The following is a 26,659-nucleotide window of genomic DNA, read 5'->3' as shown; positions in this document are numbered from 1 at the left end:
CGCCTCATCCCGCGTCCGGGCGCACGGCCTTGCGGCTCGGGACGACCCGGTCCACCAGACCGTAGGCGACGGCGGCTTCGGCGTCGAGCACCGTGTCCCGCTCGATGTCGGCCGAGATCTGCTCGGGCGTGCGCCCGGTGTGACGGGCGAGCATCTCCTCCAGGAGCGCGCGGGTGCGCCGCAGCTCCTCCGCGCGGATCCGCAGGTCGGTCGGCTGGCCGCGCACCGGCTCGGGAAGAGCGGGCTGCTGGAGCAGCACCCGGGCGCCGGGCAGGATCGCCCGCTTGCCGGGCGTGCCCGCCGCGAGCAGCACCGCGGCGGCGGACGCGACCTGTCCGAGGCAGACCGTCTCCACCTCGCAGGAGGCGTACAGCAGCGTGTCGTAGATCGCGGTCGTCGCGCTGAAGTCGCCGCCGGGGGAGTTGATGTACAGCGAGATGTCCCGGTCCGGTGCCGCGTGCTCCAGATAGAGGACCTGTGCCATCACGTCGTTCGCCGAGACGTCGTCGACCGGCGTGCCGAGGAAGACGATCCGCTCGTCCAGGAGCTTGGAGTACGGATCCCAGGTGCGCGTGCCCGAACTGGTGCGCTCGGTGAACTCCGGCAGGACGGAACGGGCGGACGGTCCGCGCATGGCACGCCTCCTGGCAGCACGGGGCCGCCGCCCGGCGCGGCGGCCTTCTGTAAAAAATGTACAGGACGTACGTGACGTTATGATGGGGACATGGCCTACGAGATTCCGGTGACGCAAGCCCGGGCGGAGCTCGCCGACCTGATCAACCGCGTCGTGTACGGCGGTGAGCGCGTCGTCGTCACACGGCACGGCAAGCCGCTCGTGGCCCTGGTGTCCGCGGACGACCTGCGGCGCCTGGAAGAGGCGGAAGAGCCCGCGCAGGAGCCGGTGATCACCTCGGTGTCGTCGATCGGCGGCACGGCATCCGCCCCCGGGGAGCGACAGCGCTTCGGCATCGCCGCCGAGCACCACGGGCCCCGGATGACCTAGCGGCCCGCCCGGTCGCCCGGCACCGCCGCCGCGCGCCGGGCCGTGCCCGTCCTCGCGGACGGCCCGCGTGGCCTGATCGGTATGGCGGAGCCCCGCTGATGGTCATGGCTCGGTCAAGGGCTGGTTAACCTCGCTGAAACTCCGCCCAACTAGCCTGCCCTGCCACGCCACCTGGGGATTCCGTAAGCGAAAGTGGACACCGGCACGTGAGTCGCTGCGTGTTACATCTATGCCCGTCGCGGTGGCCGCGGCAGCCGGACCCCGCACGGTCCGGGGCGAGGACTGTGAGGTGGGACGTGCAACTGACCCCGCACGAGCAGGAGAGACTGCTCATCCATGTGGCCGCCGACGTGGCCGAGAAGCGCAGGGCGCGCGGCCTCAGGCTCAACCACCCCGAGGCGATCGCCCTCATCACGTCGCACGTCCTGGAGGGCGCGAGGGACGGCCGCAGCGTCGCCGATCTGATGGCGTCGGGCCGCAGGGTGCTCACGCGGGACGACGTCATGGAGGGCATCCCCGAGATGATCCACGACGTCCAGGTCGAGGCGACCTTCCCGGACGGCACCAAGCTCGTCACCGTCCATGACCCGATCGTGTGACGGGAGTTCGCGCAGCATGCACACCGTGACCGGATCGGGCCGTGGCCCGATCCCCGGAGAGATCCTCTTCGCCGAGGAACCCGTCCCCTTCAACGAGGGCCGCGAGACGACCCGGCTGACCGTCCTGAACGCCGCCGACCGGCCCGTCCAGGTCGGCTCCCACTACCACTTCGCCGAGGCCAACCCCGGCCTGGACTTCGACCGAGCCGCCGCGCGCGGCAAGCGGCTCAACATCGCCGCGGGCACCGCCGTGCGCTTCGAGCCCGGCATCCCGGTGGACGTGGAGCTCGTCCCCCTGGCCGGCGCCCGCGTCGTCCCCGGACTGCGCGGGGAGACCGGGGGCGCCCTCGACGCCCCCGGCCCGGGCGGCGAACCGAACGGAGCGACCCGTGCCTGAGCTGTCCCGAGCCGCGTACGCGGACCTGTTCGGCCCCACCACCGGCGACCGCGTCCGGCTCGCCGACACCGACCTGCTCGTGGAGATCGAGGAGGACCGCTCGGGCGGCCCCGGACGCTCCGGCGACGAGGCCGTGTTCGGCGGCGGCAAGGTCATCCGCGAGTCGATGGGCCAGGCCCGCACGACCCGGGCCGAGGGCGCGCCCGACACCGTCGTCACCGGCGCGCTCATCATCGACCACTGGGGCGTCGTCAAGGCCGACGTCGGCATCCGCGACGGCCGCATCACGGGCATCGGCAAGGCGGGCAACCCGGACACCATGGACGGGGTGCACCCCGAGCTCGTCATCGGCCCCGAGACCGAGATCCTCGCGGGCAACGGCAAGATCCTCACCGCGGGCGGCATCGACACGCACATCCACTTCATCTCGCCGACCATCGTCGACGAGGCCCTGGCCTCCGGCGTCACCACGCTCATCGGCGGCGGCACGGGCCCCGCCGAGGGCAGCAAGGCCACGACGATCACACCCGGCGCCTGGCATCTGGCGCGGATGTTCGCCGCGATGGAGAACAGCCCCGTCAACATCGGCTTCCTGGGCAAGGGCAACACGACCAACGCCGCCTCGATGCACGCGCAGCTGCGCGCGGGCGCCGTCAGCTTCAAGATCCACGAGGACTGGGGTGCCACCCCCGCCGTCATCGACGCCTGTCTGAACGTCTGCGAGGACACGGGCGCCCAGCTCGCCGTCCACACCGACACCCTGAACGAGGCGGGCTTCGTCGACGCCACCTTCGCCGCGGTCGGCGGCCGTACGATGCACGCCTTCCACGTCGAGGGCGCGGGCGGCGGCCACGCCCCCGACATGATCACGGCGGTCTCGCTGCCGAACATGCTGCCCAGCTCGACCAATCCGACGCGTCCGCACACCGTCAACACCGTCGAGGAGCACCTCGACATGCTGATGGTCTGTCACCACCTCAACCCGGCGGTCCCGGAGGACCTGGCCTTCGCCGAGTCCCGCATCCGCCCCACCACCATCGCCGCCGAGGACGTCCTCCACGACCTGGGCGCGATCTCGATCATGTCCTCGGACTCCCAGGCGATGGGCCGGATCGGCGAGGTCGTCCTGCGCACCTGGCAGACGGCGCACGTGATGAAGCGCCGCCGGGGCGCCCTGCCCGGCGACACCCGCGCCGACAACCACCGGGCCCGCCGCTACGTCGCGAAGTACACGATCAACGCGGCCATCGCCCAGGGCATCGAGCACGAGGTCGGCTCGGTGGAGAGCGGCAAGCTGGCCGATCTGGTCCTGTGGGAACCCGCGTTCTTCGGCGTCAAACCGCAGGTCGTCCTCAAGGGCGGGCAGATCGCGTACGCGCAGATGGGCGACGCCAACGCCTCGATCCCCACGCCGCAGCCGGTCCTTCCGCGCCCGATGTTCGGCGCCCGCGGCCGGGCGCCCGCGCTCAACTCCGTCAACTTCGTCACCCAGTCGGCCCTCGACGACGACCTGCCCGAGCGCCTCGGCCTCGACCGGCGCTTCGTGGCCATCCGCTCGACCCGGGGGCGCACGAAGGCGGACATGCGGGAGAACGACGCCCTGCCCCGGGTGGAGGTGGCGCCCGACAGCTTCGCGGTCACGATCGACGGCGAGCTGGTGGAGCCCGCACCGGCGGCCGAACTCCCCATGGCCCAGCGCTACTTCCTCTTCTGACCGCGCCCTCCCTCCGATCCTCAGATCCTGGTTGTCGTCAACATGTCACGAGCAGCACTCCTGATCCTGGCCGACGGCCGCTTCCCCGCCGGGGGCCACGCGCACTCCGGCGGCGCCGAGGCGGCCGTCAAGGCCGGGCGGATCACCGGGGCGCCGAGCCTGGAGGCCTTCTGCCGGGGGCGGCTGCACACCACCGGCCTGGTGTCCGCCGCCCTGGCGGCGGCCGCCGCGCTCGGCGTCGCGGAGACGGCCGCCCTCGACGAGGCCGCCGACGCGCGCACCCCGTCCCTGGCCCTGCGGACCGCCGCGCGCAAGCTGGGCCGCCAGCTGCTGCGGGCGGCCCGTGCCACCTGGCCCGCGCCCGAGCTCGACGCGCTGGCCCGGGCCTTCCCCAAGGGCGCCCACCAGCCGGTCGTCCTCGGCGCCGCGGCGCGGGCGGCCGGGCTCGGGGCCGCCGACGCGGCGTACTGCTCCGCCTACGAGTCCGTCAGCGGGCCCGCCACGGCGGTCGTGCGCCTGCTGAGCCTCGACCCCTTCGACGCCACGGCCGCGCTGGCGCGGCTCGGGGACGACGTGGACCGGGTGGTGGCGGAGGCGGTGGCCGCGGCCGGGAACGTACGCGACGAGGGCCTCGACGCGCTCCCGGCGGCGTCGGCGCCGCTCCTCGAGATCGGGGGCGAGGCGCATGCGGCGTGGCCGGTACGGCTGTTCGCGTCGTAGGGCCCGGGGGCGCGGGCGGCCGCTCCGAGCGCGCGAGGCCGACCCGCCACAGAGCCCTCGGTAGGGGCAGGCCCCCCTGCCCGGCGCCACCCCTGAGAACCCGAATACCCCACCGAACGCTCCCGAGGAGAACCATGCACTTGGACCATAGCCACGACGAAGCCTCGGCCGTGAGCGCGGACGCGCACCGCCCCGACGGCCGGCGCCGGGCCCTCCGCATAGGCCTGGGCGGCCCGGTCGGCTCGGGCAAGACGGCCACGGTGGCGGCCCTGTGCCGCGCGCTGCGCGCGGAGCTGTCCCTCGCCGTCCTGACGAATGACATCTACACCCGCGAGGACGCCGAGTTCCTGCTCAAGGAAGCGGTGCTGCCGCCGGAGCGGATCGCCGCCGTGGAGACGGGCGCCTGCCCGCACACCGCGATCAGGGACGACATCTCCGCGAACCTGGAGGCGGTGGAGGACCTGGAGGACGAGGTGGGCCCGCTGGACCTGATCCTCGTGGAGTCCGGCGGCGACAACCTGACGGCGACCTTCTCGCGCGGCCTCGTGGACGCCCAGATCTTCGTGATCGACGTGGCCGGAGGGGACGACATCCCGCGCAAGGGCGGCCCCGGCGTGACGACGGCCGACCTGCTCGTGGTGAACAAGACGGACCTCGCCCCGTACGTCGGCTCGGACCTGGCCCGCATGGCCGCGGACGCCAAGGCGCAGCGCGCCGAACTGCCGGTGGTCTTCCAGTCGCTGCGCTCGGCCGAGGGCGTGACGGCGGTGTCCGACTGGGTGCGCGCGCAGTACGCGGCCTGGGTCGCGGCCGACGCGTGACGAGCGCACCGGTGGCGCGGGCCCTGGGCTCCGCGGGAGTCAGGGCCACCGCCCGCGTGACCGCCCGGCCCGACGGCCGCGGCGGCACCGCCCTGCCGGTCCTGGAGGGCGAGGGCCCGCTGGCGCTGCGCCGCGTCCGCGCCGCGGGCCCGGCGGGCGGTGCCGCCCGGGTCCTGCTGGTCGGCGCGATGAGCGGCCCGCTGGGCGGCGACCACTTCACCGTCGAGGCGACGGCCGAGCGGGGCGCGCGCCTGCACATCGGCTCCGCGGCGGCCACGATGGCCCTGCCGGGCCAGGACCGGCGCGAGGCCCACTACGACGTGCGCCTCACCGTCGCCGAGGACGCGGAACTGCACTGGCTCCCCGAGCAGCTGATCTCCGTACGGGACAGTGACCTGCGGGTCACCACCCGGGTGGACATCACCGAGGGCGGCCGCCTGGTCCTGCGCGAGGAACAGGCCCTGGGCCGCACCGCGGAACCCCCCGGCCTCCTGCGCACCCGCCTCACCGTCCACCACGCGGGCCGCCCCCTCCTCGACCAGCAACTGACCTGTGGCCCCACCGCCCCACCCGGCTGGAACGGCCCGGCGGTCCTGGACGGCCACCGTGCCGTCGGTCAACTCCTCCTCGTACGCCCCGAGTTCCGGACCTCCCCACCCCCCGCCACCGTCCTCGACGACCACGCGGCCCTCACCCCCCTCCCCGGCCCCGCAGCCCTCGTCACGGCCGTCGCCCCGGACGCGCTGCGCCTGCGCCGGATCCTGGACGGGGCGCTGGAGCGGTGGGGGTAGGCCCCCGGGCCGGGGCCCCTCGGAACAGCACATTCACCGCGGCCGCACCCCCTTCCGCCGTTTCCGGCAGACCGCCACGGACCGCGCCCGCCGAGTACTAGAGTCCTGCCGTGCGGCGAATGTGTCGCACATCACATCGGGTCGTCCGTCGGGCGATGGGGACGGGCGATGCGCGTTCGGCGTGCGTAAGAGGGGGCGGGGGCATGTACGAGTTGACCAAGGGTGCCAACGTGGGGTTGGCGGCCCTGAGCGAGAACGTCGGCTCCGTGATGGTGAGTCTGGAGTGGACCAGCTCGACGGGTGAGGGCGACGCCGACGTCTCCGTCCTGCTCCTCGACGCCAACGGCAAGGTGCGCAGTGACGCGGACTTCTACTTCTACAACAACCCGGTGGCCGCTGACGGAAGCGTCCAGCTCCTGGGCAAGTCTCCCAGCGGGAGCGGCAACAAGGACCGGATCGGCTTCGACCTGACCGCGGTGCCCGACGGGATCGACCGCATCGTGGTGGCGGCGAGCCGGTACGACGGAGCTCGCTTCGGGGAACTGGGCGATCTGCGGCTGACGTTGTCCGACGCCTGTGGCGAGGACCTGGTCCGCTTCGGGATCGACGAGGCGGGAGCGGTGAGCGCGTTCATCTTCGGCGAGCTCTACCGCCGCGGCGGCGCGTGGAAGCTCCGGGCCGTCGGGGACGGGTACGCGGCCGGACTGGCGGGCCTGGCAACGGACTTCGGTGTGGACATCGATGACGACGCGGCTGACGAGGCCAACGGGGCTGACGGGGCTGACGGGGCTGACGGGGCCGACGGGGAGCCGCGGGACGTGGCGGCGGGGGGCGTGGAGGCAGCCGTCGCCCCCGCGGCCCCGGCGGCCGACGGCGCACCGCCCCCGGTCCTTGAGGCCGTACCGGCTCCCCGGCGGCCCGAGGGCGAGGGGGAGCCGGAGAAGCCCACGCCCCGTCCTCGTACCGCCAAGAAGAAGGTCACCCTGCCCAGGGCGGCCAGGAAGTCCCTGGCGGAGAACGAGTCCTGGAGGTCGGCCAGGCTCTTCCCGGTCTCCGTGCTCAAGAGCGACCGGGACCGGGAGACGCGGGCCACGTCCGTGCTCCTCTCGGTGATGGCGCAGGTTCCGGAGTTCGGCAGGAGGCTCACGGCGGGGTTCGGCGCGCCGGCGGGCCGCATGGAGACGTTCGCCGAGGTCTCGCTGCCCCACGGCGACGCTCCGCGGCGCCCGGACGGAGTGATCCGCGTCGAGCGGGCCGGAAAGCTGTGGACCGCGCTGGTGGAGACGAAGACCAACGGGAACGCCCTCAGGGCCGAACAGGTGCAGGCGTACATGGACATCGCCACGCGCCGGGGCTACGAGGCCGTCATCACCCTGTCGAACGACGTCGCGCTGGAGGGCAGCCCCCTCGTCGACGTCAGGATCGACGGGCGGCGCAAACACAAGGTGGCGCTCTGGCACCTGTCCTGGGCCGAAGTCGTCCACCAGGCGCAGCTGTTGATCCGGCACGAGGGTGTGGGCAACGTGGCGCACGCCTGGCTGCTCCAGGAGCTGCTGCACTACCTCCAGCACGAGAGCTCGGGCTGTCACGGCTTCCAGAACATGGGCTCCGCCTGGGTTCCCGTACGCAACGGAATCGACGACGAGACCCTGTGCCATGGAGACGCCCGCGCCCTAGAGGTGGTGGAGAGCTGGGAACGGCTCATCCGTCAGGTGTGCCTGAGGCTCGGCGGTGAGCTCGGCCAGAAGGTGCTGCCCGTCCAGCGGTCCAAGCGCGGTATCGACCCCGGGACCCGCCGGTCGCGCCTCGCGGACCAGCTGTGCCTCGAAGGCAGGCTGCACGCGGAGGTCCGCATCGAGGGCACGCCCGGCCTCCTCACGGTGATCGCCGACCTGCGCACCGGCCGGCAGGCTGCGCACCTGCGTCGAGATTCCCGCACCGGACCAGGGCTATCCCCTGACCTGGGCGAAACGGCTCGTGAGGCGCCTCGCCGAGGCCCCCGCCGACCTCCACATCGAGACCCTGGTCGAGGAGGAGGCGGGCGGGCCGCGGGGCACCCTGGAACGCCTGCGCCCCGAACCGGCCGACCTGCTGCCCAAGGACGGCGCACACATCACCGGCTTCCGCCTCTCCCTCTTCAAGGGCATGGGCAGCAGCCGCGGCAACGCCGAGTCCGGTTTCATCCGCAGCGTCGACGACGCGGTACACCGCTTCTACGCCACGGTGGTGACCCACCTGGAACCCTCGCCCCCACGCCGGCCCTCCTCCCCGGAACGGACATCAGCGACCTGATTCCCCCACCCCGGGGCAGGCTGGATCGACACCGTGTACGCCGTGGCACGGCATCGATGTGCCCGGTTGACGACTTGACCGGAGCGGAAGCCGAGGATCCCTCGGGCCTGGCGGCCTCGCTCACAGCCGCGCAGGATCTTCCAGGTCTTCACTCGGGCGAAGGCGTGCTCCTACCCGGTCGGCGCCGAAGGCGCGGATGCCATAAGCGACATGGGTGATATAGGCGACATATTCGGGCCCGGGGGGCCGAACGGGGAGCCACGGCGCCTGGCCGGGCCGAGCGGAGCCCCGACATCCGCCCGCTGACGTGCATGAACCGTTCACCGTACTGGCCGGTCCGTTTATCGGATTGGTAAGGCTAGGTTGATCGGTGAGGCATGAACGGGGCCCTGAACCTCCTCCCTGACCAGGCCCTGGGGCCTACGAACATCCATGCGGGTCCATGGGAGTCCACCTAATGCTGCGGTGATTGGCTCCCTGTATGGCTCCCCGGTGAGTCCCCGTGCGGCAGCCCTGCCTCTTGTTGCGCACGAAGTGGCGGGGCCCATGGGCGATCTGGCTCAGTCGCCCCTGCCGTAGGGCTGGCCAGCCGCCCCAATGGCTGTCGTTCGTCGTTGCCGGTCGCTGGAGGCCACGCTCGCACGGCCCACAGACGGCCCGGCGCCGACGGCGCCATCTCACGTGACTTGGCTGCGCACACGGCTCCGGAGCGCATGCGGATATCGTCCGGGTTGGTGACTCTGACCTGCAGGGAAGCAGCCTGGGCTGAAAGGTCTGATGGCGCTCACGCACTCCTCACGCGCGTCTATCGAGATGCGCCGCTGTAGCCAGAACTTTCCCGGCATTGCCATCCGCACCGCGCGGCCCTACTTGGTCGCTCTATGCTGACGGTCCGTGAGACAGCACACTGAGGGTGGGGCACTTGCGCGTCACATTGCAGATCGATGGCGACTCTACCGAGGGCGACGTTCGCTCCCTATTTGAATGGTTACTCCTGGATCGCACTATTCGACGTGAGGTCCGCGTTGAGATGACATCCTCTTCCTTGCCGCTACCGGGACAGCAAGGTGCACCCCTGGACCTGGTGTCACTTGTGCTTGGCAGCGGCATCAGTGCTGGCTCTCTCGGGGTATCCATCGCGTCGTGGCGGGCCACTCGCCCCCAGAAACCCACCATCACCGTCGAGCGCGCCGACGGCAGCAAGGTCACGATCACAGGCGCAACTCGAGATGAGGCGCAGCACCTGATAGAACAACTGCTCGAAGAATAACGGTAGGGGCGGCACGTGAGTGAACTTCCCGACGCCCAAAAATCACGGGCGCTGTTCATCGGGGTTGACAGGTTCAGCAGTCTCGAACCTCTTCCAGCGGTCCAGCGAAATTTGTCTACGCTTGTCGATTTATTTTCCGGTGACGTGTGGGGGATGGACCCGTCATGCTGTACCCAGTTACTTAATCCTGCCTCTACTCGCGAGGTTGACCAAGCCATCTTCAGCGCCGCAGAAGCAGCAACGGACACTTTGTTGCTGTACTACGCGGGACATGGGTTGCTCGACCGTCAAGGCCGACTGTATTTGGGCATGCCCGACAGTGATACGAGTGCCGTTCATTCGACGGCATTCCCCTACGACTGGATGCGCATGCGGCTGACCGATAGTGGTGCGGCACGGTGCGTCGTAATTCTCGACTGCTGTTTCAGTGCCCGCGCGATGGGAGTGCAGTCACCTGCATCGAGCATCGCGGCACTCGCTGAAGTAGAAGGTACTTATGTACTTGCGGCAGCCCACGAGAGTGCCATCGCCCTTGCACCTCCCGGGGAGGCGTTCACGGCCTTCACTGGTGCTTTGGTGGGCGTGTTAACTGATGGCATAGCGGACGCGCCCGAGTTTCTCGACCTAGACACGGTTTTCCTAGGAGTTCAGTCAATTCTGAGGCGTCAGGCACGGCCTGATCCACAGTGCTTGGGTCGCAACCAGGTAGGTCGTGCTGCATTCGTCCGGAACCCTGCCTATGTGCCGGAACAAGCTCACGATTTTCGTTCTGATCTCCAAGCCGCTATGCAAGACCTGCATGTTGCCCGTAGTCTGGCCGACACGCTGCAGGCCGTCTCGGACGGTCTCGTGAGTGGGCTTGGTTACGAGATGGTTTGCGTGAACCTTGTACGCCCAGACGGTGACCTCGTCGTAGCTTCCTTTTCGGGCAACATCGAGGTTGAAGGTCGCATTACTGGACAGGTCGGCTCTCGCGCTGCCTGGGACCGTCACTTCTCCATGGGTGAAGCGTGGGGTGACCTCCTCCGCTTCATCCCCTATACCGAAAGTCGACTCGGCGACGATGATGACATCCCGGGGTGGTACACCGACGGCCCCCTGCCACGCTTCGAGGATGAGTGGCACCCCCTGGATCGCCTATTCGCCGCCATGTATGTGCCCGACGGTACCCGCCGGCAGTTGCTTGGCGTCATAACCGTAGGTGGGCCGCCCGCTGGCCGCCGCCCCAACCTGGAACAGCGGGATGCATTGCGGTCCTACGCATTCCAGGCGGCCATCGCAATCAGTAATGCTCGTCTCCGTGCCAACATGCAGCGTGCCCTGGTCCGCCTGGAGCGGGAGCAGAAGGCTTTGCGCGCTAGCGAGGAAAGCTTCAGGCAGGCATTCGAGTATGCCCCTAATGGCGCGGCTATAGCTGAGATGGGTGGTGACCAGCACGGTCGAATTCTGCGCACCAACGACGCGCTGTGCCGATTGCTCGGGCGTCCTGCAAGAGCGCTTCGCCGCTACGCCTTCTCGGATCTCGTCCATCCTGAGGACATTGAACTGCTACTGAGAACTTCCGCCGAAAATGGCCGTGTGGAGCTGCGCCTTGGGCGCCGCGACGGCACCTATGTATGGGTTTCCATGCGGAACACTGTCGTCGCGGACTCCCCTGAAGGGCCGCGTTTTCTACTCACCCATGTCGAAGACATCCAGGAGCGAAAGCGTCGCGAGCTCGAACTGGCTCATCGCGCTTCTCATGACCAGCTCACGGGGCTCTCAAACTCTGCTGAGCTGCACGTTCGCCTGAGCGCTTACCTTTGCCAACCGTATGGTGACCTTCAGGAACACCATCGACATGCAACTGCTCCCCAAAATGATCCGCATGACACCGGGCTGGCTGTTGTTTTTTGTGCGCTCCGCGACTTCAAGCGGATCAATGTTCGATTTGGGCGTCAGAGTGGTGATCTCGTCCTCATCGAGGTCGGCCGACGTCTGGCAGTCTTTTCTCGAGAGGGAGATACAATCGCCCGGCTTGACGGGGACGAGTTCGTCTTGCTTGTCGACGGCATCACAAAGTTCGCTGCCCAGGACCTCGTCTTGAGAATGCAGAATAATATCCGCCTACCCATCGGCATTAGCGGTGACCAGGTTGTCCGCATAGGCTGGAGCTTTAGTATTACGTGGGCTCAATGCGGCATGAAGGCAGCTGATGTGATACGGGCTGCACGAGAGGCTGCAACTGACTAAGTAAGTTCACAAGCGCACTCGAAGTTCAGCCGCCTTCCGTGACGCCTCGCCGGGCAGGACACCTGACAGAGTCATGGGTGGATGCCTCATTCGCTTCCTTGCCGCAGTCTGGCTCCGCCGGTGTAGCGGATCGATGCAGTGCAAGGTGCGCTAGGTCGCCCAAGATCCGAGGGTGAAATGGGCTTCCTCGGAAGTGAGTGAAATTCAGCGTCTGTTGCATTAGCGTACCTGTTCAGCTCCTGTGGGCCCTGCACGCGAGGGAGTGGCCCCGGCTGCCCGTCGCCCGGCCGCTACGTCGACAGGCCTCGTCGTATCCCGTCGAGGGGTTTGCGCCTTACAACGCCAACGGCAAGCTGATCCGGCCTCAGATGAGCGCTTTGCCGCCAACCACAGGCATCTGAGTCGCTGAGTCACACGGCTCTGGCTACACAGGAGAGTTGGGACGTTCCTGCCTGAGGGAAGGGCCGACCGGTGAAACTGACGATCAACTTGGCAGTTCTGCTCGCTGTCATCCTCATCGTGCTCGTACGTCGGCGCGTGCAGGCCAGAAGCCGAGTCGACCAGACGATGGTCCTCACCGTGGCGGTGACGTTCGGCGTGCTGATCGCCCCCACCGACTTCGGTCAGGGCATCCTGCGTACCGTGAGTGACCTCGCGCAGAGCGTTTCGGATGCGGGCACCCCATGAACTTGCGACAGCCTGCGGATATCCATGGCCTGATTCGGGCCTCTACCGCTCTGGATGCTGGCCGTGCTCCAGATAGGCCACCTGGCCCTCGCTACGAGCGATCACGGCAGCCCGGACCCGGCGTGCGAGGCGCGGAATGGTCAGAGAGTCGACGTCGTCGACGCTGTGGAAGGCATACGCCTTGATCTCGGAACGCTGCAACCGGATCTGTTCCTGAAGCCGCGCCGGTAGAGCACCACCGTCGAAGAGATACAGCACCTTGTCGCCTTCAGTAGGGCTGGGGGCCCAGTCGACGGCCAGCAGACGACCGATCCCTGGCGTGATGCCCAGCTCCTCGCGGACCTCCCGCACACATGCCTGCAACGGAGACTCGCCGACGTCGACGTACCCACCCGGGATATCCCGGTAGTCCTTGTACGTCGGCTCAAGGAGCATGACGCGGCCCTGCTCGTCAAAGAACAGGGCGCCCGCGGCCATGCGCGGACGCGCCATCTTCGCCTCGTGTTCGTTCTCGGTCTCGCTCACGTGACCGAGCCTAACCACCTCAGACGACTCGAAGCCTGTCGGCCAGGTCAGCCACGGAGCTGCTCGGCCGGCCGCGGGTGCCGCGGACCCAGCCGAGTACGAGTTCGCGGCTCATGTAGTGGTGCCTGACCTGCTCGGGTGCGAGCTGTTCTGCTTCGAGGACGACGGCGAGTGCTTCGTCTGTGCGGTTTCGGGCGGTGAGTGCGCGCGCTACTTCGAGGTCATGGCGCACCCGGCGCTCGACGGGCAGGCTGCTCGTGTCGATCTGCGGGCCGAGGTCGGAAGCGACCTGGAAGTCTCCGAGTTCCCCGGCCGTGGCCACCTTGTGGATGGCAACGTTGGTGGGGCCGAAGGCGGTCCACATGTGGTTGGCGTCGGTGCCGAGCCGCGTTGCTGTCGCTTCCGCCTCGCGTAGGAAGGCCTGTATCGTCGCGCGGTCCTCCGCGCGGGCGGCCGCCATCGACCCGGCCAGGAACAAGGTCCCGTAGACGGACAGGAACGAGGGCGTCGCCTCGCTGAGCCCTGGCTCCAGGAATCCGGCCGCGTCGCCCACGAGTTGCACGGCGGTCTCGTATCGCCCGGTCGACAGCAGGCAGTGGGTCACGGAGCGGAAGAGCGATCCCGTGATCACGTTGTTGCCACTCTGCTGGGCGGCGGCCAGTCCGCGGTCGGCGGCCATCCACGCGAGTTCGTTCTCCCCAAGCTTGCCGAGCACCATCGCCGCGCCCTGGTACGTCAGCGCCAGCAGGGCGTTGGCTTCCTCGCGCTCCTCTCCCGCGTACGTACGGGCGGCCAGGAGGGCGTCGGCCAGGAGGAGCGGCAGCTGCCGCGTGGCAAAGCCGAAGCGCGATGCCTGGTAGGCGTCCCACACCTCACCGACGTCGGCACGAAGGTTCGCCAGGGTCGAGGGCTCGCCGTCGGCAGGCGGGCTCAAGAGCGGAGTCAACTGGCGGTAGTCCATGAGGGCTTCACGCAGGGCGGGGACGGTACGCCGGCCGCTGTCGTCCGACCACTCTAGGAGGGTGGGCTCGCCGATCAGGTCGCCGACGGACACGTCCAAGGCGTGCGCCAGGGCGCGGATCACGGAGAGGCGATCGAGCTCGATACGGTTGTTCTCCGCCTTGCCGAGCCAGTCCGACGTACGGCCAACCAGTCCGGCCAGCACTTCCTGGGAGAGGCCTCGGCGATGCCGGTACCAGGCCACGCGCTCGCCGGTTGTCAGGTGCTGCGTCATTCCTCGCATGGCTTCAGCCTCACCTCAGTTGGGATGAGGACCCCGGAAGGTTTTTCCGGGGTCGCCCAAGGGCCTGGTCATAGCGTCGTCTGTGTCGAGACCGAGACGCCCACGGCGGCGGCAAGGAGGCACAGGCATGTCTCTGACGGCTGATGAGCGGCACCAGGTGATGGTGGCCCTTGCGGAGCTCTCCGCGGAAGTGGGCGCCCTCGCGGAGAGGGCGCGGCGCCTCGCGGAGCCCGTCAACCTCGCTTCTCCGAATCCTCCAACCGCTGGAGCCGCTCGTCGAGACGCGCTAGGTGCTCACGCATCGCTGCGACCTCCTCCATGATGGCCGCGAACTCGGGGCTGGGGCCCGGCACTTCCTCATCGCCTGAGACCTGAGCGCTCACGAAGTAGCCGCGCGTCGAGTCGGGGGCCACCAGCTCCCACTTCGCGAGCAGTTGGACGGCTTTGGTCGCCGTCCCCGGGGCGACCTCGAAGCGCTCGGCGATCGCGCGAACCGAGGGGAGCTTGTCTCCCACCTTCAGCCTGCCGGTCTTGATCTCGTCCCGCAGGGTCTCGGCGATCTGCTCGTTCACCCGTCGCGCGTCGTCAGAAGTAGGCGTCATGCGTCGATGCTAGCTCTCCTTGATCTAGGTCAAGCAGCACGATCAATACAACCTCTTGTACTAGTTGTAGCAGTCGTGCTAGAACAGTCTGCATTGGGTGAGAGCCCGATAGGGGGCGGCCCGGCCGACTCCATCGCCCGGAGGAAAGCCCCGCTGGGGTGAGTACGAAGTGAGCGCCGTTGGTTGAGAACTCAATAGCGCGACAAGTCGACGGGGTGAGAGTCCCCGTCCCCGCAACGGCCCGGGTGACGGCCGCTGGCGGCCACCTCGTGGCGGGGCGAATCTGTCCCTGCCCCGCGTGCCAGCTCTGGAGAACGCTCTCGGGGATCATCCCTTCCTCACGGGAGGCCAACCCCTGGGGCGCCACCTGGTGCGCGCCGCCCTGCTGGCGTCAGAGCAGTGACGATGACGCGCTTCAGATTCTTCCGCCCCGATGGTCGTAGGCCGGGTTCGACTCCCGGCCGGGGCGCCACCCGCTGAGCTGAAGAGGGTCTCTGCTACCCGTTCAGCCTTCCCGCCGTGGATTTGCGCCGCCTCGCCAGAGGCCTGCGCCCGCCTCGGCTTCCTTCCGTCCCTCCATATCAGGAGCCTCGCCATGAAGTCCTTCATCGGCATGCATCAGGTCGTCTCGGCTGACGACTACATCGAACTCGCCCTCGGCACCCCCGTTGAGCTGTGGCTGGGGGTGGAGGGCGAGAGCAGGATGGAGCGCGCGGCCCGCCAGGACGCGGCCCGCGACATCCTGGCCGATCACCCGCACCTGGTCGACGACGTGGCGCGCGTCGCCGCCGAGGCCATCGACGCGCACCTGTCGGAGCTGAGTGTCGTTCCTCTGCCCCGACCGTCCGCCCGCCGTGGCAGCGCCACCAGGGCGGTGGCGGCGTGAGCGAGGACCTGAGGCTGGATGATCTGGCGGTCGCGTTGCGCGTGCTGCGGCTGCTGGCGGTGGACTTCGGGCATCTGGCGGCGCCGGATGTGCAGGTGTCGCCGATCTTTCCGGAGCGGCTGCGGCTGAGCTTCCACGACGACTTGCCGGGCTTCGAGGCGTGGCGGGAAGCGCTGGGCATCGCCCCGCAGGACGTGAACGGCCATGTTCAAAGTGGCGGCCGCACGCGCGTGCTGCAGGCGAGTGCGACCCTCGCGGACGCCGAGCTGGAGCTGATCGGCTTCGGCAAGGTCCCCGCCCCGGCCTCGGCGGGGTGTGTGGCGTGAACGCTGTTCATATCCGTTCAGCGGAGCGGGCGCTGACTTTGGGCACGTGGTTGATCGTGTGCGGGGCGATGCTCTACTCCGTGCTCACGGTCACGCCGCTGATGGCCGCGCACACCCCCGCTCGGTGGGAGTGGACGGCGCCCATCCTGCCCCTGGTCGTGGATGCCGCCGTGGTGATCGTGGTCCGCCTGGACTCCGTGCTCGCTCGTTTGGGTGGGCGTGGGGGCGGGTGGCCGGTCGTGCTGCGGTGGATGACCGGCGGTATGACGCTCGCCCTGAACACCGCCGATTCCGCCCTGCAGAAGGACCTGGTCGGGGTGGCGGTGCATGCGGTGGCGCCGCTGCTGCTGATCGTCACCGCCGAGACCAGCCTGGCCTACCGCCGCGCCCTCGCGGACGCCGTCGCGGCGCTGGAGGCCCGGCAGCAGGCCGAGCGCGACGTAGCTGAGCAAGCGGCCCGGGAACGCGCCGAGCGGGCCCGTGCGCAGGCGCGGGAGGAGCGCGAGCACGCTGCCGTGCTGGCGCGTGAACAGCGTGAACACGAGGCCCGCTTGGCCCGTGAACAGGCTGAGCGGGAGGACTGGCGGTGGCGTGCGGAGCGTGAAGGCCGTGAGCGGGCAGCAGCCGCTGAGCGGGAGGCGCGTGAACGCCGTGAACGCGAGCGTGAACAGCGCGAGTCCGACCGTGAACGCCTCGCCCGCGAGGCCGCCGAGCAAGCCGCGCAGCAACGCCGCGCGGCGCAGGAGGCTGCCGTTCGTGAACAGCGTGAACGCCAGCAGCGGGCAGAGCGTGAACAAGCTGCGCTGCTGGAGCGTGGCCCGGCTGCGGGCAAGCTGCCCGAGCCCGAGGCCCGGCAGATCGTGAGTGCCGCGTTCGTGGCGGAGTTGTCGGTGCGGGCGGCGGCGGAGTTGTGCGGCTGGTCGGTGGGCTGGGTCTCGGCGCGCTATGCCGAGCAGCGCCAGCCGCACACCGGCGTCCGTGCCGACCTGGCCATCGCCAGCCGCTAGGAGGCCCGCGATGCCGCACGCGTACGCCGACTGCTTCGACCCCACCGGTGCCCGCTACGGGATACCCGCCTACCCCTACCGCCTCGCCCCTGCCGGCCTGGCCACGCGGCGCCAGCTGCGGGCCCGCGGGCTGCGGCCGGGCGGGCAGCCGATCGCCGCGCAGGTCATGCGCGCCAACCGCCGCACCGGCGGGCACCAGGTCGCCTACCTGTACCGGATCGACCTGGCCAAGCCGGTCCGGCCGATGACCTCGCGCAAGTGGGGTGCGCTCGCGCTGGCCATGCTGGCGCGCCGCACCTGCCCGCGCTGCCGCCGCGACGTCGGCTACTGCATCCCGCGCTCCTACGGCATCTGCGGCGCCTGCATCGCCGCCACCGAACAGCACGCTGCCTGAACGTTCCGTCCCCTGACCGGAGGTTGACCGTGAACCGCAGGACGTTCCGTGACCGTCTCGTCATTCCCGTTTGTGCCGCCATCGCGACGACGCTGGCCATGGCGGTAGGCCTGCGCCTGCACAACCACCACGTGCCGCTCTTGCTGCTGCTGGCGTGTGCGGGCTCGGTGCTGGCCAGCGCCCTGGATCTGCTGTTCCGCATCGTTGATGCCCGGGACACCACGACGCACCGCTGCACGCGTTCGGGCTGCACCTTCCAGGTCCGCTTGAAGCGCGCGGGCGCCGCGGAAGACCGTCGCTGGCAGCAAGTTGCTGCCGCTCACCCGCACCACACGGTGTGACACCCAGCGCCCCAACCCTCTCCGGGCGCCCTGTCCAGGTCTGGTCTTCACCGCGACTGCGAAGGCGCCTGCCCTCGCCGGTGCACGAGGTCGCCGACGTAGCCTCGCGCTGCCCCACTGAGTTTTCATCCAAGGAGTGTTGCTGTGCCCAGTCCTACTCGTCCCCGCACGGTGAAGGTGTCCGCCGGGGCCACTACGGTCCGTATCCCGCGCCAGCGCGGCCGCCGCCAGGACTCCTTCCTGCTGGTCGTGCCCGAGCGCCCCTCCCTCGCCGCGCGCGCCCTGCACACGGTCGGGCTGCTGTTATGGCGCCACCGCCTGGCCTTGCTCCCCACCGCCACGGCCGTGCTGCTCCTGCTGCTGGCCGCGATCCTGCACGTCCTCGCCCCGTGGGCAGGCGCGCTGGTGGCCGTGGCCGGGCTGCTGCCTCCGCTCGTCCTGCTCACCCCGCCGCTGCGCCGCCGTGTCAAGGGCGGGGACCGGTCCTGGCAGTGGGCCGCCGCAGCCACCGCGGCCGTCGTCGGCCTGTGGACCGCGCTCGCGATCCTGCTCGGCCCGCTGGCCGGGCCGCTGGATGTCCTGTGGTTCCTGGGCCTGCTGGCGGCCCAGGGTGCCTGGTTTGTGCTGCGTCGCTCGATCTCCAAGGAGACGGACTGATGGCCACCCCCACCCGCAACGGCGCTGCGGGCGCCAACAAGGGCAACAAGTTCGCCAACGCCGGAGCCGCCGCCGGCGGCTTCGTCGGCGCCATGGGCGGCAGCTTCATGCCGTCCATCAACATCAACGTCAACCGGCCCTCCCGCCACGGTGCCGGGGGCGGGCAGTCGCTGCTGCCGCCGCCGGAGTTCAACAGCCCCGCCCAGGTGCGCAACTACTGCAACACCCTGCGCGCGGCCGGGGTGATGCTGTCCATGGAGGTCGCCATGGCCGCCGAGATCATGCAAAGCGTCCTCGCCGCGGTGCCGGACCCGGAGGGGCGGGTGCTGGGCTCGCGGCTCCGCGCCGCGAAGGTCTCCCGCAAGCTGAAGAAGTCCGCGAACGCGCTGCGCGACGCGGCCAAGAACGCCGCGGCCACGTACGCGGTGTTCCAGCAGGAGTACCAGGAGGAGATCAACCGCGTCCGCCACCGGGCCCGTAAGCCGAAGACGCCCGCGATGAACTGGGCACAGCAGTGAGGCGCCGCGCGATGACCACGGACCAGAACATGCAGGCGCAGCTCGCGCAACTGGTGAACACCCGCGAAGGCGGCACCGGCGCCAGCGGGGTCAGCAACTACCTGCTGGGCAGGGCCAAGCCGCACCTGCCGCCCTGGCTCGGGGTGGCCGGGGTCGGCCTGGCCGGAGTCCTCGGCCACGAGCGGTGGGCGGCGAGCCCGGCCGCCGCCGTCGGCCTGACCCTCACCTCCGTCGCCATGTCCGGCGGTGCGTGGGTGATCGGCAAGAGCGCCAGCAAGCAGCGGCGGCTCCACTCGGCGATCACCACGGCGCTGGGCTCGGCGTGGCTGACGGCCGCCTGCCTCGCAGGGCCCGCCGCCGGGCCGGTCGATGACCTCTACCTGATGGGCGGTCCGGCGTTGGCGTTGTCGTGGAACGTGCGGATCTTCATGCGCACCTCCGACACCGGCGAGCAGAGCAGCGGGGACGGCGGGCTGATGGAGAAGATCGGCCTGGCCCGGGCGCAGATCCGCGCCGCGCGGGTGGAGCCGAACCGGGCCACGGCACGCGTGGAACTCGATGCGGGCACGCAGACCAACGCGGACATGGCCGGGGCGCTGCCCCGCATCGCCTCCGCGCTGGACCTGCCCGCCTCCGCAGTGCGCTACCAGCCCGACCCCGACTCGGCCCGCCGCGGCGACCTGGTCATCGTCCCCGAAGACATGCTCGCCGAGACCGTGGAATGGGAAGGCCCCTCCAACCTCGGCGGGTCGATCGCCGATCCGCTGGTGATCGGCCGGTATGACGATGGCTCGCCGTTGCTGCTGTGGCTGCCCGGGGACCCGGAGTCCGGACGGAACGGCACGCACGTGCTGGTCGCGGGCGGAACGGGCTCCGGCAAGGGCGACGCCGCACTGAACCTGCAGACTGAAATCCTCTCCCGCCGCGACGTGACGATGGTCTTCTCCGACCCCAAGTCCTTCCAGGACTTCCGCCCGCTGCTGCCTGGCTACGACTGGGCAGTGGAGGGTGGGGCCCCGACCGAGACCATGGTGGCGGCCGTGCAGGCGGCGATCCCGGCCCGCACTCGCTGGCTCGGCCAGCACCAGTACCGCCAGTGGATCCCCGAAGCCGCACACGAGCAGACCGACCCGGCCCACTCCTGCCGCCCTGACGGACGCGCGTGCGGGTGTGCGGGGATGCCGTTCATGGTCGCCTGGTTCGAGGAGGCCGCGAACACCCTGCGGTTCGTCGGTGACGACGCGTTCACCGGCATTGCCCAAGAAGCCCGCTCCGCGGGCGTCTCCCTGGTCATCTCCCTCCAGCGCCCGTCCTACGACCAGATGTCGACATCCACCAGGGCCTCGCTGCCGTCGGTGATCGCGCTCGGCTGCCACCCTGACGACGAAGGCTTCAGCCTGCCCGACGAAGTCCTCGCCGCGGGCGCCCACCCGGGGGCGTGGCGCAACCGCAAGCCCGGCTACTGCTACGTCGTCTCACCCGGCATCGACGAAGACCGCTACGCCTCACCGGGCCGCACCTGGCGCTTCACACCGGGCGCCGTGGACACCATGCAGCAACTCGCCCTGTGGGCACAGCGCCACGGTGCCGCCGCCGACCCCGTCACCGCCGGCGCACTCAAGAGCGTGGCCGGGACCGCGTATACCGGACGTCCCGCCTCCGAGCCGGGCGACGGTCCAGTGGTGCGGCCGATCCGATCGGGCGACGATCAGGACGTGGAGGACGCGGGCCTGCTGGTCGACCCCGAGGACGCAGACATCGACCCCGAAGCCGAGCTGCCCGAAGCGCAGCAGGGCGACGACGCCCCGCTGTTCGGGACGGACAGCGGCCGTAAGCCCTCCCCGGCTGAGGCCCGTGAGCTGTTCGCGCAGGCACTGGATGAGTTCGAGGCCGCCGGGCGGATGGTCGTCGGCCCGCGCGACTTCATGGACTGGTGCGACGCTCACGACCTGACCCGCTCATGGGTGTCCAAGCGCCTGAAGGCTGCCGCGATCCAGGGCCGCCTGGAGGCGACCAACACCACAGGCCGATGGCGAATCATCCCCGAGCGCGCCGCAGCGTGACGCCGTCACATGTGACGGGCCCGTCACACCCAAACCCCTAGGCAGACACGGGTGTGACGGGCCCATCACGGCGGCCGTCACACCGCATCACACCTGCCTGTCACAGCACCTGGCCTGGAGGCATTCCGGGTCGGCCTCCACACGCACGCGCGGCTCGGGCACGCATACACGCGCGTGCTCGCGCCCCGTTCCGGCACGCGGAAGGGAGCACCACGCATGCACCACACCGGCCCGCCCGGACACCTGGCCCCGCACATCCCCGCCGACGACTACCGGCGCGCACAAGCCACCGGCCAACCCATCATCATCCACACCATCACAACCCACCCTGCCGCACGCCCGGCTCGCAGCTACCTGCTGCCCCTCACGGTCGCCGGGGCGGGCGCCCTCGGCCTGTTCGGCGTCGTGGCCGCGTTCCTGGCCCTGCTCGACTTCGCTGCCCACACCGCCATCGCCATCGGCGGCGCCGCAGGCCCGATCGGCGTCGGCGGCATCACCCTCCGGCTCTTCCGCGCGCCCAAGTGACCTTGCCGGGAGGAGACATGCCCTGCACCACCTGCACCGGCCACCACCCCATTCCGCTCCAACGCTTCCCCGCCGGTGACGTGCGCGCCTCGCTGAAGGCCGCCCACGCCGCGTCCGAGGAACGCACCCGCACCGATCAGCCCGTGCACGTCCACTACGACGCCCTGCACGACACCTTCGTCGTCCTGCGCACCACCACCCCCAAGGAAGGCACCCGATGACCGCCCCCACCACCCCACTAGACCTCATCGTGGGTCCCGACCAGGCCCGCGCGTTCCTGCACGCCCGCGCCTGGGAACTGACCCAGCTCGACTGTCTGCCCGAGGCAGTCGCGTTACGGCTCGTCTACTGCGGCGCGCTGCGCGGGGACCCGCTGGTGCTGGCCGCCGAGCGCCAGACCTGGACCCTGCGCTCCGATGTCGACCCTGACGACGCCCCCGCCCACCGCCTGTGCGTCCACGCCCGCCTCACCAGCCCGCCCCGCGTCATCGTCACCGACCCCGACGACCCCACCGGCCAGAGCGACGAATTCCTCATCGAGGTTCTGGAGATGTACCAGCTCGCCACCTGGTACCCCCTGCCCATCGTCACGCAGGGGGCCAGCCGTGACGGACGCTGAGCGGCACAACGACGCGGTGGCTTCCGGCGCCTGGCCGGGCGGCCCGATGCTGGCGTTCGATGTGGAGACGACCGGCCTCGACCCGGAATCTGCCCGGATCGTGGCCGCGGCAGTCGTCGCGGTCGGCGGCGACACCGCGCCGGAGACCACCGCGTGGCTGCTGGACCCCGGCATCGAGATCCCTCTGGCCCCTGATCCCCGTCCCCGCCATCGAGGAGAGCCCGTGACGTTCGACATCCGGATCATCTGCGACGACCGCGACGCCGACGCCATCACCCGCGCGCTGGCCGAGGCCTTCCGCACTGGCACCGCCCGCACCTACCCCACCCGCGACGGCATGCGCACCCGTCTCTACTTCACCGCCGACCTGAAGCGGCCCGAGGACGACCAGCCGAACGCCTGCTAGCTCCGCCCGGGGCGGGCGCCGTCTCTCCACAAGCCGCGCCCGGCCCGGGTTTCTCCCGTCCCTCCATGAGAGCAGGAGAGAACCAGCATGACCCCTCCCGCCCCGGACCGGCGAGACCACCTCAGCACCGCCCTGCGCCTCGCCGCGCACGGGCGGATCGGGCAGCACGACTGGAGGAACAAGCAGGGCGAGAAGCGTTCGATGCTCGTCCTGGAGGTCGTCGAGATCGACGCCAGCGTTCGCTTCACCACCGTCACCATCAACGCCAAAGGTCCTGCCTGAGACGTTTCCGCGAGCGGTGACGATCCGTGGAGCGCGTCTGGTACGTCCGCGCTGGGATCCGCCGCCGCGCGGCCGGACTCTGGCTCCGGTGACGAACTGCCGTTCTAGCCCGACTGCGGGTCGGGCCAGGCCAGCTTCCAGTCGTTGGGGTCCTCGGATTCCACACCCCAGCGGCGGTGCTGAAAGGCGCGGAAGGTGAAGTGGTCCGTGGTCCAGTCCGTCGCCGCGGCCTGCGCGATGTGCCGGGGGTAGAAGGCGCGGTAGATGGCCGCCCTCACCCGGATCGTTGGCGGCGTCTTGGTGTTGAAATAGGTGCTGCCCAGGTCGTACTGGAACCAGCTCCTGCGGCGCGGGTTGAGGATTTCGAGCTGTGTGCACTCGATGCGCTCCACCCATACTTCATAGCGTCGGCGCAGCTCGTCCATCTCGTCTCGTAATCGTCCTCGTCCCGGGTGTCCGCCCGGGCCCCAGACGCCGGGGTTGAGGCTGAGCGCGGCGAACTCCAGCGGTGTGCGGTCGCCTTTGGCGAGGTTGCAGGCCACGCACGCCGGAGCGAGGTTGCGCGGGTCGTCGTCTCCGCCGCGCTTGTAGGGGATGACGTGGTCTTTGACCTCAGAGGGAGCCAGGCAGTACACGCACCGCCCGTCGTGGGCGGTCACCACGGTGAGTTCTTCCCACAGGGGAAAGTAGCGCCGCCTGCGCCGCTCTGATTCATGTTTCCCGCGCCGCGCGAGGTGTGAGGGCATCCGGCTCTCCTACACCTGGTCCAGCTCGCCCCGGGAGGCAGGTGCCGTGGCGGGCCGGCCGTGGCGGTGGAGGTCCCGGTGAGCCCGCAGCCATGCCCGGTGGCGTGTGGTGACCGGGACGGCCAGCGGCGCGCCGTGCAGGGCCGCGTACGCGGGGTAGGGCAGCAGCGGGGCTGCGACATCCACCGTCAGCGAGGCCGGGTCGACCACCAGGAGGCCCAGGTCGAACAGTCGGTGGACATCGCGGCGCAGCAGCAGCCCGCCGTCGCTGTGGTGCTCGCCGCTGACCGCGTAGCTATACAGGTGGGCGGCCTCCAGCACCGCCGCCGGGGCGGGCCCGGTGATGGCGCAGGTCTGCCCGTGGGCCTGCAAGAGCTGGCGGCGGAAGGCGGCCTGGCCCAGCCGGGCGCGCACGGTGGCCTGCCGGTGCCCGCCCGCGATCGCCCGTTGCGCGCTGTCGGCGATATCCACGCTCGTGGCCGCGCCGGTCTCCTCGATCGCGGACCGCAGCCCTTCCCACCGCATCGAGCGCAAGCTGTGCTGCGTGCGGGGGTTGTCACACAGAGCCCGCAGTTCGGCGCCGCTCAGCACCCCGGGCATGTCGACCCAGGCCGCACCGTGGCGCGAGCGGTAGGTCGTCACGGTCTTGGTCCCGGCCGTGGGGACGTCGAATCTCGCCGGGCACTTCAGGCAGACGTATACGGGCCGCTTCGTCTTGCGCGGCTGGAAGTCCGCCTTGCCGCACCCGGGGCAGCGGTAGACCTCCTTCACGGCCTGGCCGGTCTCGATCGCCTCGATGACGGAGATGCCCAGCAGGGCCGTCTTGTCCCATACAGCGATCACGTCCCCGGCGGCCAGGGACGCGTGATGCGGCACCGAGCTGTCCCAGCTGTAGTGCTCCGACGGCAGATCGTCATAGCCGCCATTCCCCCCGTGCTTGCGATTGTCGCCCGCCGCCAGGACCAGCCACGCCGTTGCCACACGCTCCCCTTCCCTCCCCAGCTCCGGGCCGGTCGCGCTCTCGCCAAAGCCCGCGACCGGCCCGGCTCCCCACCACTCATCAGCAAGGAGGACCCCAGCATGAACCACCCCACTGACATCCGGCACACCTCCGGGGCACCGCCAAGGATCGTCGCCCTGTGCGCCGGCTATGGCGGACTGGAGACGGCGATCCGTGCCGGGATCGGCGGCCGGGTGGCCGCCTACGCCGAGAACGACCCGCACGCCGCGGCCGTGTTCGCCGCGCACCACCCCGCGGTGCCCAACCTCGGGGACATCACCGCCATGGACTGGCACCAAGTCCGCGACCAGTACGCCCCGGACGTGATCAGCGCCGGTTTCCCCTGCCGCAACATCAGCAACGCTGGACGAAGGGATGGAATCAATGGCCAGTGGTCGCGCGTCTGGAAAAACGTCGCTCAGGCTGTGGGCTACCTTCGACCGCGCCTCGTCTTCCTGGAAAACGTGGCGGCGCTCCGCTCGCGGGGGCTGGACGTCGTCGCCCAGGACCTGGCCGCGCTCGGGTATGACGCGCGCTGGACATGTCTACGAGCTGGTGACCCCGAAACCGGCGCCCCGCACGAGCGCGACCGCTGGTTCGCCCTCGCCTATCCGGCTGCTGAAGACCCCCACGGCGCAGCTTGGGGCCAATGGCGGCCCGCAGCCGCCGGCGAAGCGGAAGGCGGGCGGGCACGGGCCGACGCTGGAGGACGAGGTGGTCTTCCTGCTGCCGCCCCCGCCCGCCGGCTGAGGCTGCTGCCCACCCCCAAGGCCTCCGACGGACCCCACGGCGGCCCCAACCAGCGCGACACCTCGGGCCGCTACTACCTGCCCGGCCAGGCCGTGCGTCTCGATGAGCGCTGGGTGGCCACCGACGGCACCGACTACGGGCCCGCCATCCGCCGCTGGGAACACCTCACCGGCCGGGCGGCACCCTGCCCGACCGAGCCCGGCGCCCGCGGCAACCGGCGACTCTCCCCGGCGTTCGCCGAATGGATGATGGGCCTCCCGGCCGGCTGGGTCACCGCCGTGCCCGGCATCCCCCGCAAGGAACAGCTCCGCATCATCGGCAACGGCGTCGTGCCCCAACAGGCCCACCACGCCTACGGCCTGCTCCTCGGCGCCACCGCCGCGCCCGCGCTGGAGGTGGCGGCATGAGTGAGCACCTGCGCACCGCGCTCCAGCTCGCGGCCAAAGGCGTGCCGGTGCTGCCGCTGCGCGTGGGCAAAGCCCCCTTCGGCAACTGCTGCGCCTGCGCCAAGAACGCCTGCGGCGGCCGACCCAACATGAAACAGGCCGGGCCGTGCAGGTGCCCGCGCCCGTGCCACGCCTGGGCTGCCGCGACCACCGACCCGGGCACGCTCACCTCCCCGGCCTGGACGGCCGCATGGCGGCAAGCCACCGCCATCGCCTACCACCCCGCCGGTGCCCGCCTCACCGTCGTCGACCTCGACCACGCCGACGCCATCGCCTGGGCCCAAGCCCACCTGCCCCCCACCCGCACCCTGCCCACCACACGCGGCCAGCACTGGCTCTACGCGGGCACCATGCCCTCCTCACACGGAGTACGCCCCGGCATCGACATCAAGTCCCGCATGGCCTACGCCCGCTGGCTCGGCCCCGGCACCGGCACCCCCGCGGCGCTGCCGGACATCGTGCGCGCGCTGGCCGTGAAGAAGCCCGCCACGGCCCGGCCCACGCCGAGCTCCCTCAGCGTGCCCGCACCCGCCGGGGGCGGAGCATGCCCCCACCGCACGCCCGCCTACCTGGAGCGCGGCATCGCCATGGCCGAGCAGCGCATCACCGACGCCCGCAGCGCCGTGCACGCCACCGTCTACCGCACCTTCCTGGCCGTGCTGTCCACGCACGGCCGGTGCGGCTGCCTCACCGACACCGACGTGGTGCGGCTGTTCGCCGCCGCGCAGGCCAAGGGCGAGACCGCCCGGCACTGCACGGATGCGTGGGCCAACGCCCGCGCCCGGCTGGGGCTGTGA

31 protein-coding genes and 2 pseudogenes are annotated in these 26,659 nt (G+C 70.3%); 27 read left to right on the top strand and 6 right to left on the bottom strand.

Annotated features, from left to right (window positions below; genetic code table 11):
* Positions 1-4: 4 nt before the first annotated feature.
* Entirely contained in the window at positions 5-634 is a 630-nt protein-coding gene (locus C9F11_RS06345) for an ATP-dependent Clp protease proteolytic subunit (RefSeq protein ID WP_138958318.1), read from the bottom strand.
* A gap of 90 nt (positions 635-724) precedes the next feature.
* Between C9F11_RS06345 and C9F11_RS06340 the strand changes: the two genes are divergently transcribed.
* The 12 genes and pseudogenes from C9F11_RS06340 to C9F11_RS06290 all read left to right on the top strand — a co-directional run bounded on the left by C9F11_RS06340 (position 725) and on the right by C9F11_RS06290 (position 12,526).
* Complete coding sequence (locus tag C9F11_RS06340) at positions 725-1,003, top strand: type II toxin-antitoxin system Phd/YefM family antitoxin (protein WP_138958317.1); 279 nt, start codon at positions 725-727, stop codon at positions 1,001-1,003.
* Between the two features lie 296 nt (positions 1,004-1,299).
* Entirely contained in the window at positions 1,300-1,602 is a 303-nt protein-coding gene (locus tag C9F11_RS06335) for an urease subunit gamma (RefSeq protein ID WP_138958316.1), read from the top strand.
* A 16-nt stretch (positions 1,603-1,618) separates the two neighbouring features.
* Positions 1,619-1,999 carry an urease subunit beta gene (locus tag C9F11_RS06330; RefSeq protein ID WP_138958315.1) on the top strand — a complete coding sequence of 127 codons (381 nt, stop codon included), beginning with the start codon at positions 1,619-1,621 and terminating at the stop codon, positions 1,997-1,999.
* Positions 1,992-3,713 (top strand): urease subunit alpha, encoded by a 1,722-nt coding sequence (locus C9F11_RS06325; protein ID WP_138958314.1) that lies wholly within the window; start codon positions 1,992-1,994, stop codon positions 3,711-3,713. The genes C9F11_RS06330 and C9F11_RS06325 overlap by 8 nt, the downstream gene beginning before the upstream one ends.
* Before the next feature lie 42 nt (positions 3,714-3,755).
* Complete coding sequence (locus C9F11_RS06320; RefSeq protein ID WP_138958313.1) at positions 3,756-4,433, top strand: urease accessory UreF family protein; 678 nt, start codon at positions 3,756-3,758, stop codon at positions 4,431-4,433.
* Between the two features lie 134 nt (positions 4,434-4,567).
* Entirely contained in the window at positions 4,568-5,254 is a 687-nt protein-coding gene (ureG, locus tag C9F11_RS06315) for an urease accessory protein UreG (RefSeq protein WP_138958312.1), read from the top strand.
* Entirely contained in the window at positions 5,251-6,045 is a 795-nt protein-coding gene (locus tag C9F11_RS06310) for an urease accessory protein UreD (protein WP_249401621.1), read from the top strand. The genes ureG and C9F11_RS06310 overlap by 4 nt, the downstream gene beginning before the upstream one ends.
* Before the next feature lie 203 nt (positions 6,046-6,248).
* Positions 6,249-8,337, top strand: a pseudogene (locus tag C9F11_RS06305) (TerD family protein).
* Between the two features lie 922 nt (positions 8,338-9,259).
* Positions 9,260-9,607: a hypothetical protein gene (locus tag C9F11_RS06300; protein WP_138958311.1), complete on the top strand. Its 348-nt coding sequence runs from the start codon at positions 9,260-9,262 to the stop codon at positions 9,605-9,607.
* Positions 9,608-9,622: 15 nt separating this feature from the next.
* A pseudogene (locus C9F11_RS48555) lies at positions 9,623-10,258 on the top strand (caspase family protein); the annotation flags it as partial.
* Between the two features lie 135 nt (positions 10,259-10,393).
* Entirely contained in the window at positions 10,394-11,839 is a 1,446-nt protein-coding gene (locus tag C9F11_RS06295; RefSeq protein WP_249402145.1) for a GGDEF domain-containing protein, read from the top strand.
* A gap of 471 nt (positions 11,840-12,310) precedes the next feature.
* Positions 12,311-12,526, top strand: coding sequence for a hypothetical protein (locus C9F11_RS06290; RefSeq protein ID WP_138958309.1), 216 nt, complete (start codon positions 12,311-12,313; stop codon positions 12,524-12,526).
* Between the two features lie 42 nt (positions 12,527-12,568).
* Here the strand turns inward: C9F11_RS06290 and C9F11_RS06285 are convergent, their stop codons facing one another.
* From C9F11_RS06285 to C9F11_RS06275, 3 genes are all read right to left on the bottom strand, one after another.
* The gene (locus C9F11_RS06285; RefSeq protein ID WP_138966155.1) at positions 12,569-13,018 is read right to left on the bottom strand and encodes an NUDIX hydrolase; all 450 of its coding nucleotides are present in this window, start codon (positions 13,016-13,018) and stop codon (positions 12,569-12,571) included.
* A 52-nt stretch (positions 13,019-13,070) separates the two neighbouring features.
* The gene (locus tag C9F11_RS06280) at positions 13,071-14,294 is read right to left on the bottom strand and encodes a helix-turn-helix transcriptional regulator (RefSeq protein WP_249401620.1); all 1,224 of its coding nucleotides are present in this window, start codon (positions 14,292-14,294) and stop codon (positions 13,071-13,073) included.
* A 233-nt stretch (positions 14,295-14,527) separates the two neighbouring features.
* Positions 14,528-14,896: a winged helix-turn-helix domain-containing protein gene (locus tag C9F11_RS06275; RefSeq protein WP_138958308.1), complete on the bottom strand. Its 369-nt coding sequence runs from the start codon at positions 14,894-14,896 to the stop codon at positions 14,528-14,530.
* A gap of 595 nt (positions 14,897-15,491) precedes the next feature.
* On the opposite strand from C9F11_RS06275, the gene C9F11_RS06270 reads away from it, so the two are divergent.
* From C9F11_RS06270 to C9F11_RS48105, 13 genes are all read left to right on the top strand, one after another.
* Entirely contained in the window at positions 15,492-15,782 is a 291-nt protein-coding gene (locus C9F11_RS06270; RefSeq protein ID WP_138958307.1) for a hypothetical protein, read from the top strand.
* Positions 15,779-16,108 (top strand): hypothetical protein, encoded by a 330-nt coding sequence (locus tag C9F11_RS06265; protein WP_138958306.1) that lies wholly within the window; start codon positions 15,779-15,781, stop codon positions 16,106-16,108. The genes C9F11_RS06270 and C9F11_RS06265 overlap by 4 nt, the downstream gene beginning before the upstream one ends.
* Positions 16,105-17,115: a DUF2637 domain-containing protein gene (locus C9F11_RS06260; protein ID WP_138958305.1), complete on the top strand. Its 1,011-nt coding sequence runs from the start codon at positions 16,105-16,107 to the stop codon at positions 17,113-17,115. The genes C9F11_RS06265 and C9F11_RS06260 overlap by 4 nt, the downstream gene beginning before the upstream one ends.
* 10 nt (positions 17,116-17,125) lie before the next feature.
* The gene (locus C9F11_RS06255) at positions 17,126-17,509 is read left to right on the top strand and encodes an RRQRL motif-containing zinc-binding protein (protein WP_138958304.1); all 384 of its coding nucleotides are present in this window, start codon (positions 17,126-17,128) and stop codon (positions 17,507-17,509) included.
* A 29-nt stretch (positions 17,510-17,538) separates the two neighbouring features.
* Positions 17,539-17,850: a hypothetical protein gene (locus C9F11_RS06250; protein ID WP_138958303.1), complete on the top strand. Its 312-nt coding sequence runs from the start codon at positions 17,539-17,541 to the stop codon at positions 17,848-17,850.
* A 144-nt stretch (positions 17,851-17,994) separates the two neighbouring features.
* The gene (locus C9F11_RS06245) at positions 17,995-18,507 is read left to right on the top strand and encodes a hypothetical protein (RefSeq protein WP_138958302.1); all 513 of its coding nucleotides are present in this window, start codon (positions 17,995-17,997) and stop codon (positions 18,505-18,507) included.
* Complete coding sequence (gene traA, locus C9F11_RS06240) at positions 18,507-19,025, top strand: plasmid transfer protein TraA (RefSeq protein ID WP_138958301.1); 519 nt, start codon at positions 18,507-18,509, stop codon at positions 19,023-19,025. The genes C9F11_RS06245 and traA overlap by 1 nt, the downstream gene beginning before the upstream one ends.
* 29 nt (positions 19,026-19,054) lie before the next feature.
* Positions 19,055-21,088, top strand: a complete 2,034-nt coding sequence (traB, locus tag C9F11_RS06235) for a plasmid transfer protein TraB (RefSeq protein WP_249402144.1) — start codon at positions 19,055-19,057, stop codon at positions 21,086-21,088.
* Between the two features lie 216 nt (positions 21,089-21,304).
* The gene (locus tag C9F11_RS06230; RefSeq protein WP_138958299.1) at positions 21,305-21,613 is read left to right on the top strand and encodes a hypothetical protein; all 309 of its coding nucleotides are present in this window, start codon (positions 21,305-21,307) and stop codon (positions 21,611-21,613) included.
* Positions 21,614-21,630: 17 nt separating this feature from the next.
* A complete protein-coding gene (locus C9F11_RS06225) occupies positions 21,631-21,834 on the top strand; it encodes a hypothetical protein (RefSeq protein ID WP_138958298.1) in 204 nt (67 codons plus the stop codon).
* The gene (locus C9F11_RS06220; protein WP_138958297.1) at positions 21,831-22,232 is read left to right on the top strand and encodes a hypothetical protein; all 402 of its coding nucleotides are present in this window, start codon (positions 21,831-21,833) and stop codon (positions 22,230-22,232) included. The genes C9F11_RS06225 and C9F11_RS06220 overlap by 4 nt, the downstream gene beginning before the upstream one ends.
* Positions 22,219-22,638 carry a hypothetical protein gene (locus tag C9F11_RS48550; RefSeq protein WP_249401619.1) on the top strand — a complete coding sequence of 140 codons (420 nt, stop codon included), beginning with the start codon at positions 22,219-22,221 and terminating at the stop codon, positions 22,636-22,638. The genes C9F11_RS06220 and C9F11_RS48550 overlap by 14 nt, the downstream gene beginning before the upstream one ends.
* Positions 22,639-22,725: 87 nt before the next feature.
* Positions 22,726-22,920: a hypothetical protein gene (locus C9F11_RS48105; RefSeq protein WP_212767808.1), complete on the top strand. Its 195-nt coding sequence runs from the start codon at positions 22,726-22,728 to the stop codon at positions 22,918-22,920.
* A 104-nt stretch (positions 22,921-23,024) separates the two neighbouring features.
* On the opposite strand, the gene C9F11_RS06200 is transcribed toward C9F11_RS48105, so the two are convergent.
* On the bottom strand, positions 23,025-23,666 hold the full coding sequence (locus C9F11_RS06200) for an HNH endonuclease (RefSeq protein WP_138958296.1): 642 nt from the start codon (positions 23,664-23,666) through the stop codon (positions 23,025-23,027).
* A gap of 9 nt (positions 23,667-23,675) precedes the next feature.
* Entirely contained in the window at positions 23,676-24,647 is a 972-nt protein-coding gene (locus tag C9F11_RS06195; protein ID WP_138958295.1) for an HNH endonuclease signature motif containing protein, read from the bottom strand.
* A gap of 99 nt (positions 24,648-24,746) precedes the next feature.
* On the opposite strand from C9F11_RS06195, the gene C9F11_RS06190 reads away from it, so the two are divergent.
* Together C9F11_RS06190 and C9F11_RS06185 are read left to right on the top strand one after the other, a co-directional pair.
* Complete coding sequence (locus C9F11_RS06190) at positions 24,747-25,823, top strand: DNA cytosine methyltransferase (protein WP_138958294.1); 1,077 nt, start codon at positions 24,747-24,749, stop codon at positions 25,821-25,823.
* Positions 25,820-26,659 carry a DNA primase gene (locus tag C9F11_RS06185; protein WP_138958293.1) on the top strand — a complete coding sequence of 280 codons (840 nt, stop codon included), beginning with the start codon at positions 25,820-25,822 and terminating at the stop codon, positions 26,657-26,659. The genes C9F11_RS06190 and C9F11_RS06185 overlap by 4 nt, the downstream gene beginning before the upstream one ends.

Source organism: Streptomyces sp. YIM 121038 (assembly GCF_006088715.1).
GTDB lineage: Bacteria > Actinomycetota > Actinomycetes > Streptomycetales > Streptomycetaceae > Streptomyces.
This window is presented reverse-complemented; position numbering and strand designations above follow the sequence as displayed.

Bases quoted from the DNA above. Each gene is read 5' to 3' on its own strand.
- C9F11_RS06345 (WP_138958318.1), bottom strand. From the start codon at position 634: ATGCGCGGACCGTCCGCCCGTTCCGTCCTGCCGGAGTTCACCGAGCGC.
- C9F11_RS06340 (WP_138958317.1), top strand. From the start codon at position 725: ATGGCCTACGAGATTCCGGTGACGCAAGCCCGGGCGGAGCTCGCCGAC.
- C9F11_RS06330 (WP_138958315.1), top strand. From the start codon at position 1,619: ATGCACACCGTGACCGGATCGGGCCGTGGCCCGATCCCCGGAGAGATC.
- C9F11_RS06320 (WP_138958313.1), top strand. From the start codon at position 3,756: ATGTCACGAGCAGCACTCCTGATCCTGGCCGACGGCCGCTTCCCCGCC.
- ureG (WP_138958312.1), top strand. From the start codon at position 4,568: ATGCACTTGGACCATAGCCACGACGAAGCCTCGGCCGTGAGCGCGGAC.
- C9F11_RS06295 (WP_249402145.1), top strand. From the start codon at position 10,394: ATGCAAGACCTGCATGTTGCCCGTAGTCTGGCCGACACGCTGCAGGCC.
- C9F11_RS06285 (WP_138966155.1), bottom strand. From the start codon at position 13,018: ATGGCGCGTCCGCGCATGGCCGCGGGCGCCCTGTTCTTTGACGAGCAG.
- C9F11_RS06280 (WP_249401620.1), bottom strand. From the start codon at position 14,294: ATGCGAGGAATGACGCAGCACCTGACAACCGGCGAGCGCGTGGCCTGG.
- C9F11_RS06275 (WP_138958308.1), bottom strand. From the start codon at position 14,896: ATGACGCCTACTTCTGACGACGCGCGACGGGTGAACGAGCAGATCGCC.
- C9F11_RS06270 (WP_138958307.1), top strand. From the start codon at position 15,492: ATGAAGTCCTTCATCGGCATGCATCAGGTCGTCTCGGCTGACGACTAC.
- C9F11_RS06255 (WP_138958304.1), top strand. From the start codon at position 17,126: ATGCCGCACGCGTACGCCGACTGCTTCGACCCCACCGGTGCCCGCTAC.
- traA (WP_138958301.1), top strand. From the start codon at position 18,507: ATGGCCACCCCCACCCGCAACGGCGCTGCGGGCGCCAACAAGGGCAAC.
- traB (WP_249402144.1), top strand. From the start codon at position 19,055: ATGCAGGCGCAGCTCGCGCAACTGGTGAACACCCGCGAAGGCGGCACC.
- C9F11_RS06230 (WP_138958299.1), top strand. From the start codon at position 21,305: ATGCACCACACCGGCCCGCCCGGACACCTGGCCCCGCACATCCCCGCC.
- C9F11_RS06225 (WP_138958298.1), top strand. From the start codon at position 21,631: ATGCCCTGCACCACCTGCACCGGCCACCACCCCATTCCGCTCCAACGC.
- C9F11_RS06220 (WP_138958297.1), top strand. From the start codon at position 21,831: ATGACCGCCCCCACCACCCCACTAGACCTCATCGTGGGTCCCGACCAG.
- C9F11_RS48105 (WP_212767808.1), top strand. From the start codon at position 22,726: ATGACCCCTCCCGCCCCGGACCGGCGAGACCACCTCAGCACCGCCCTG.
- C9F11_RS06200 (WP_138958296.1), bottom strand. From the start codon at position 23,666: ATGCCCTCACACCTCGCGCGGCGCGGGAAACATGAATCAGAGCGGCGC.
- C9F11_RS06190 (WP_138958294.1), top strand. From the start codon at position 24,747: ATGAACCACCCCACTGACATCCGGCACACCTCCGGGGCACCGCCAAGG.
- C9F11_RS06185 (WP_138958293.1), top strand. From the start codon at position 25,820: ATGAGTGAGCACCTGCGCACCGCGCTCCAGCTCGCGGCCAAAGGCGTG.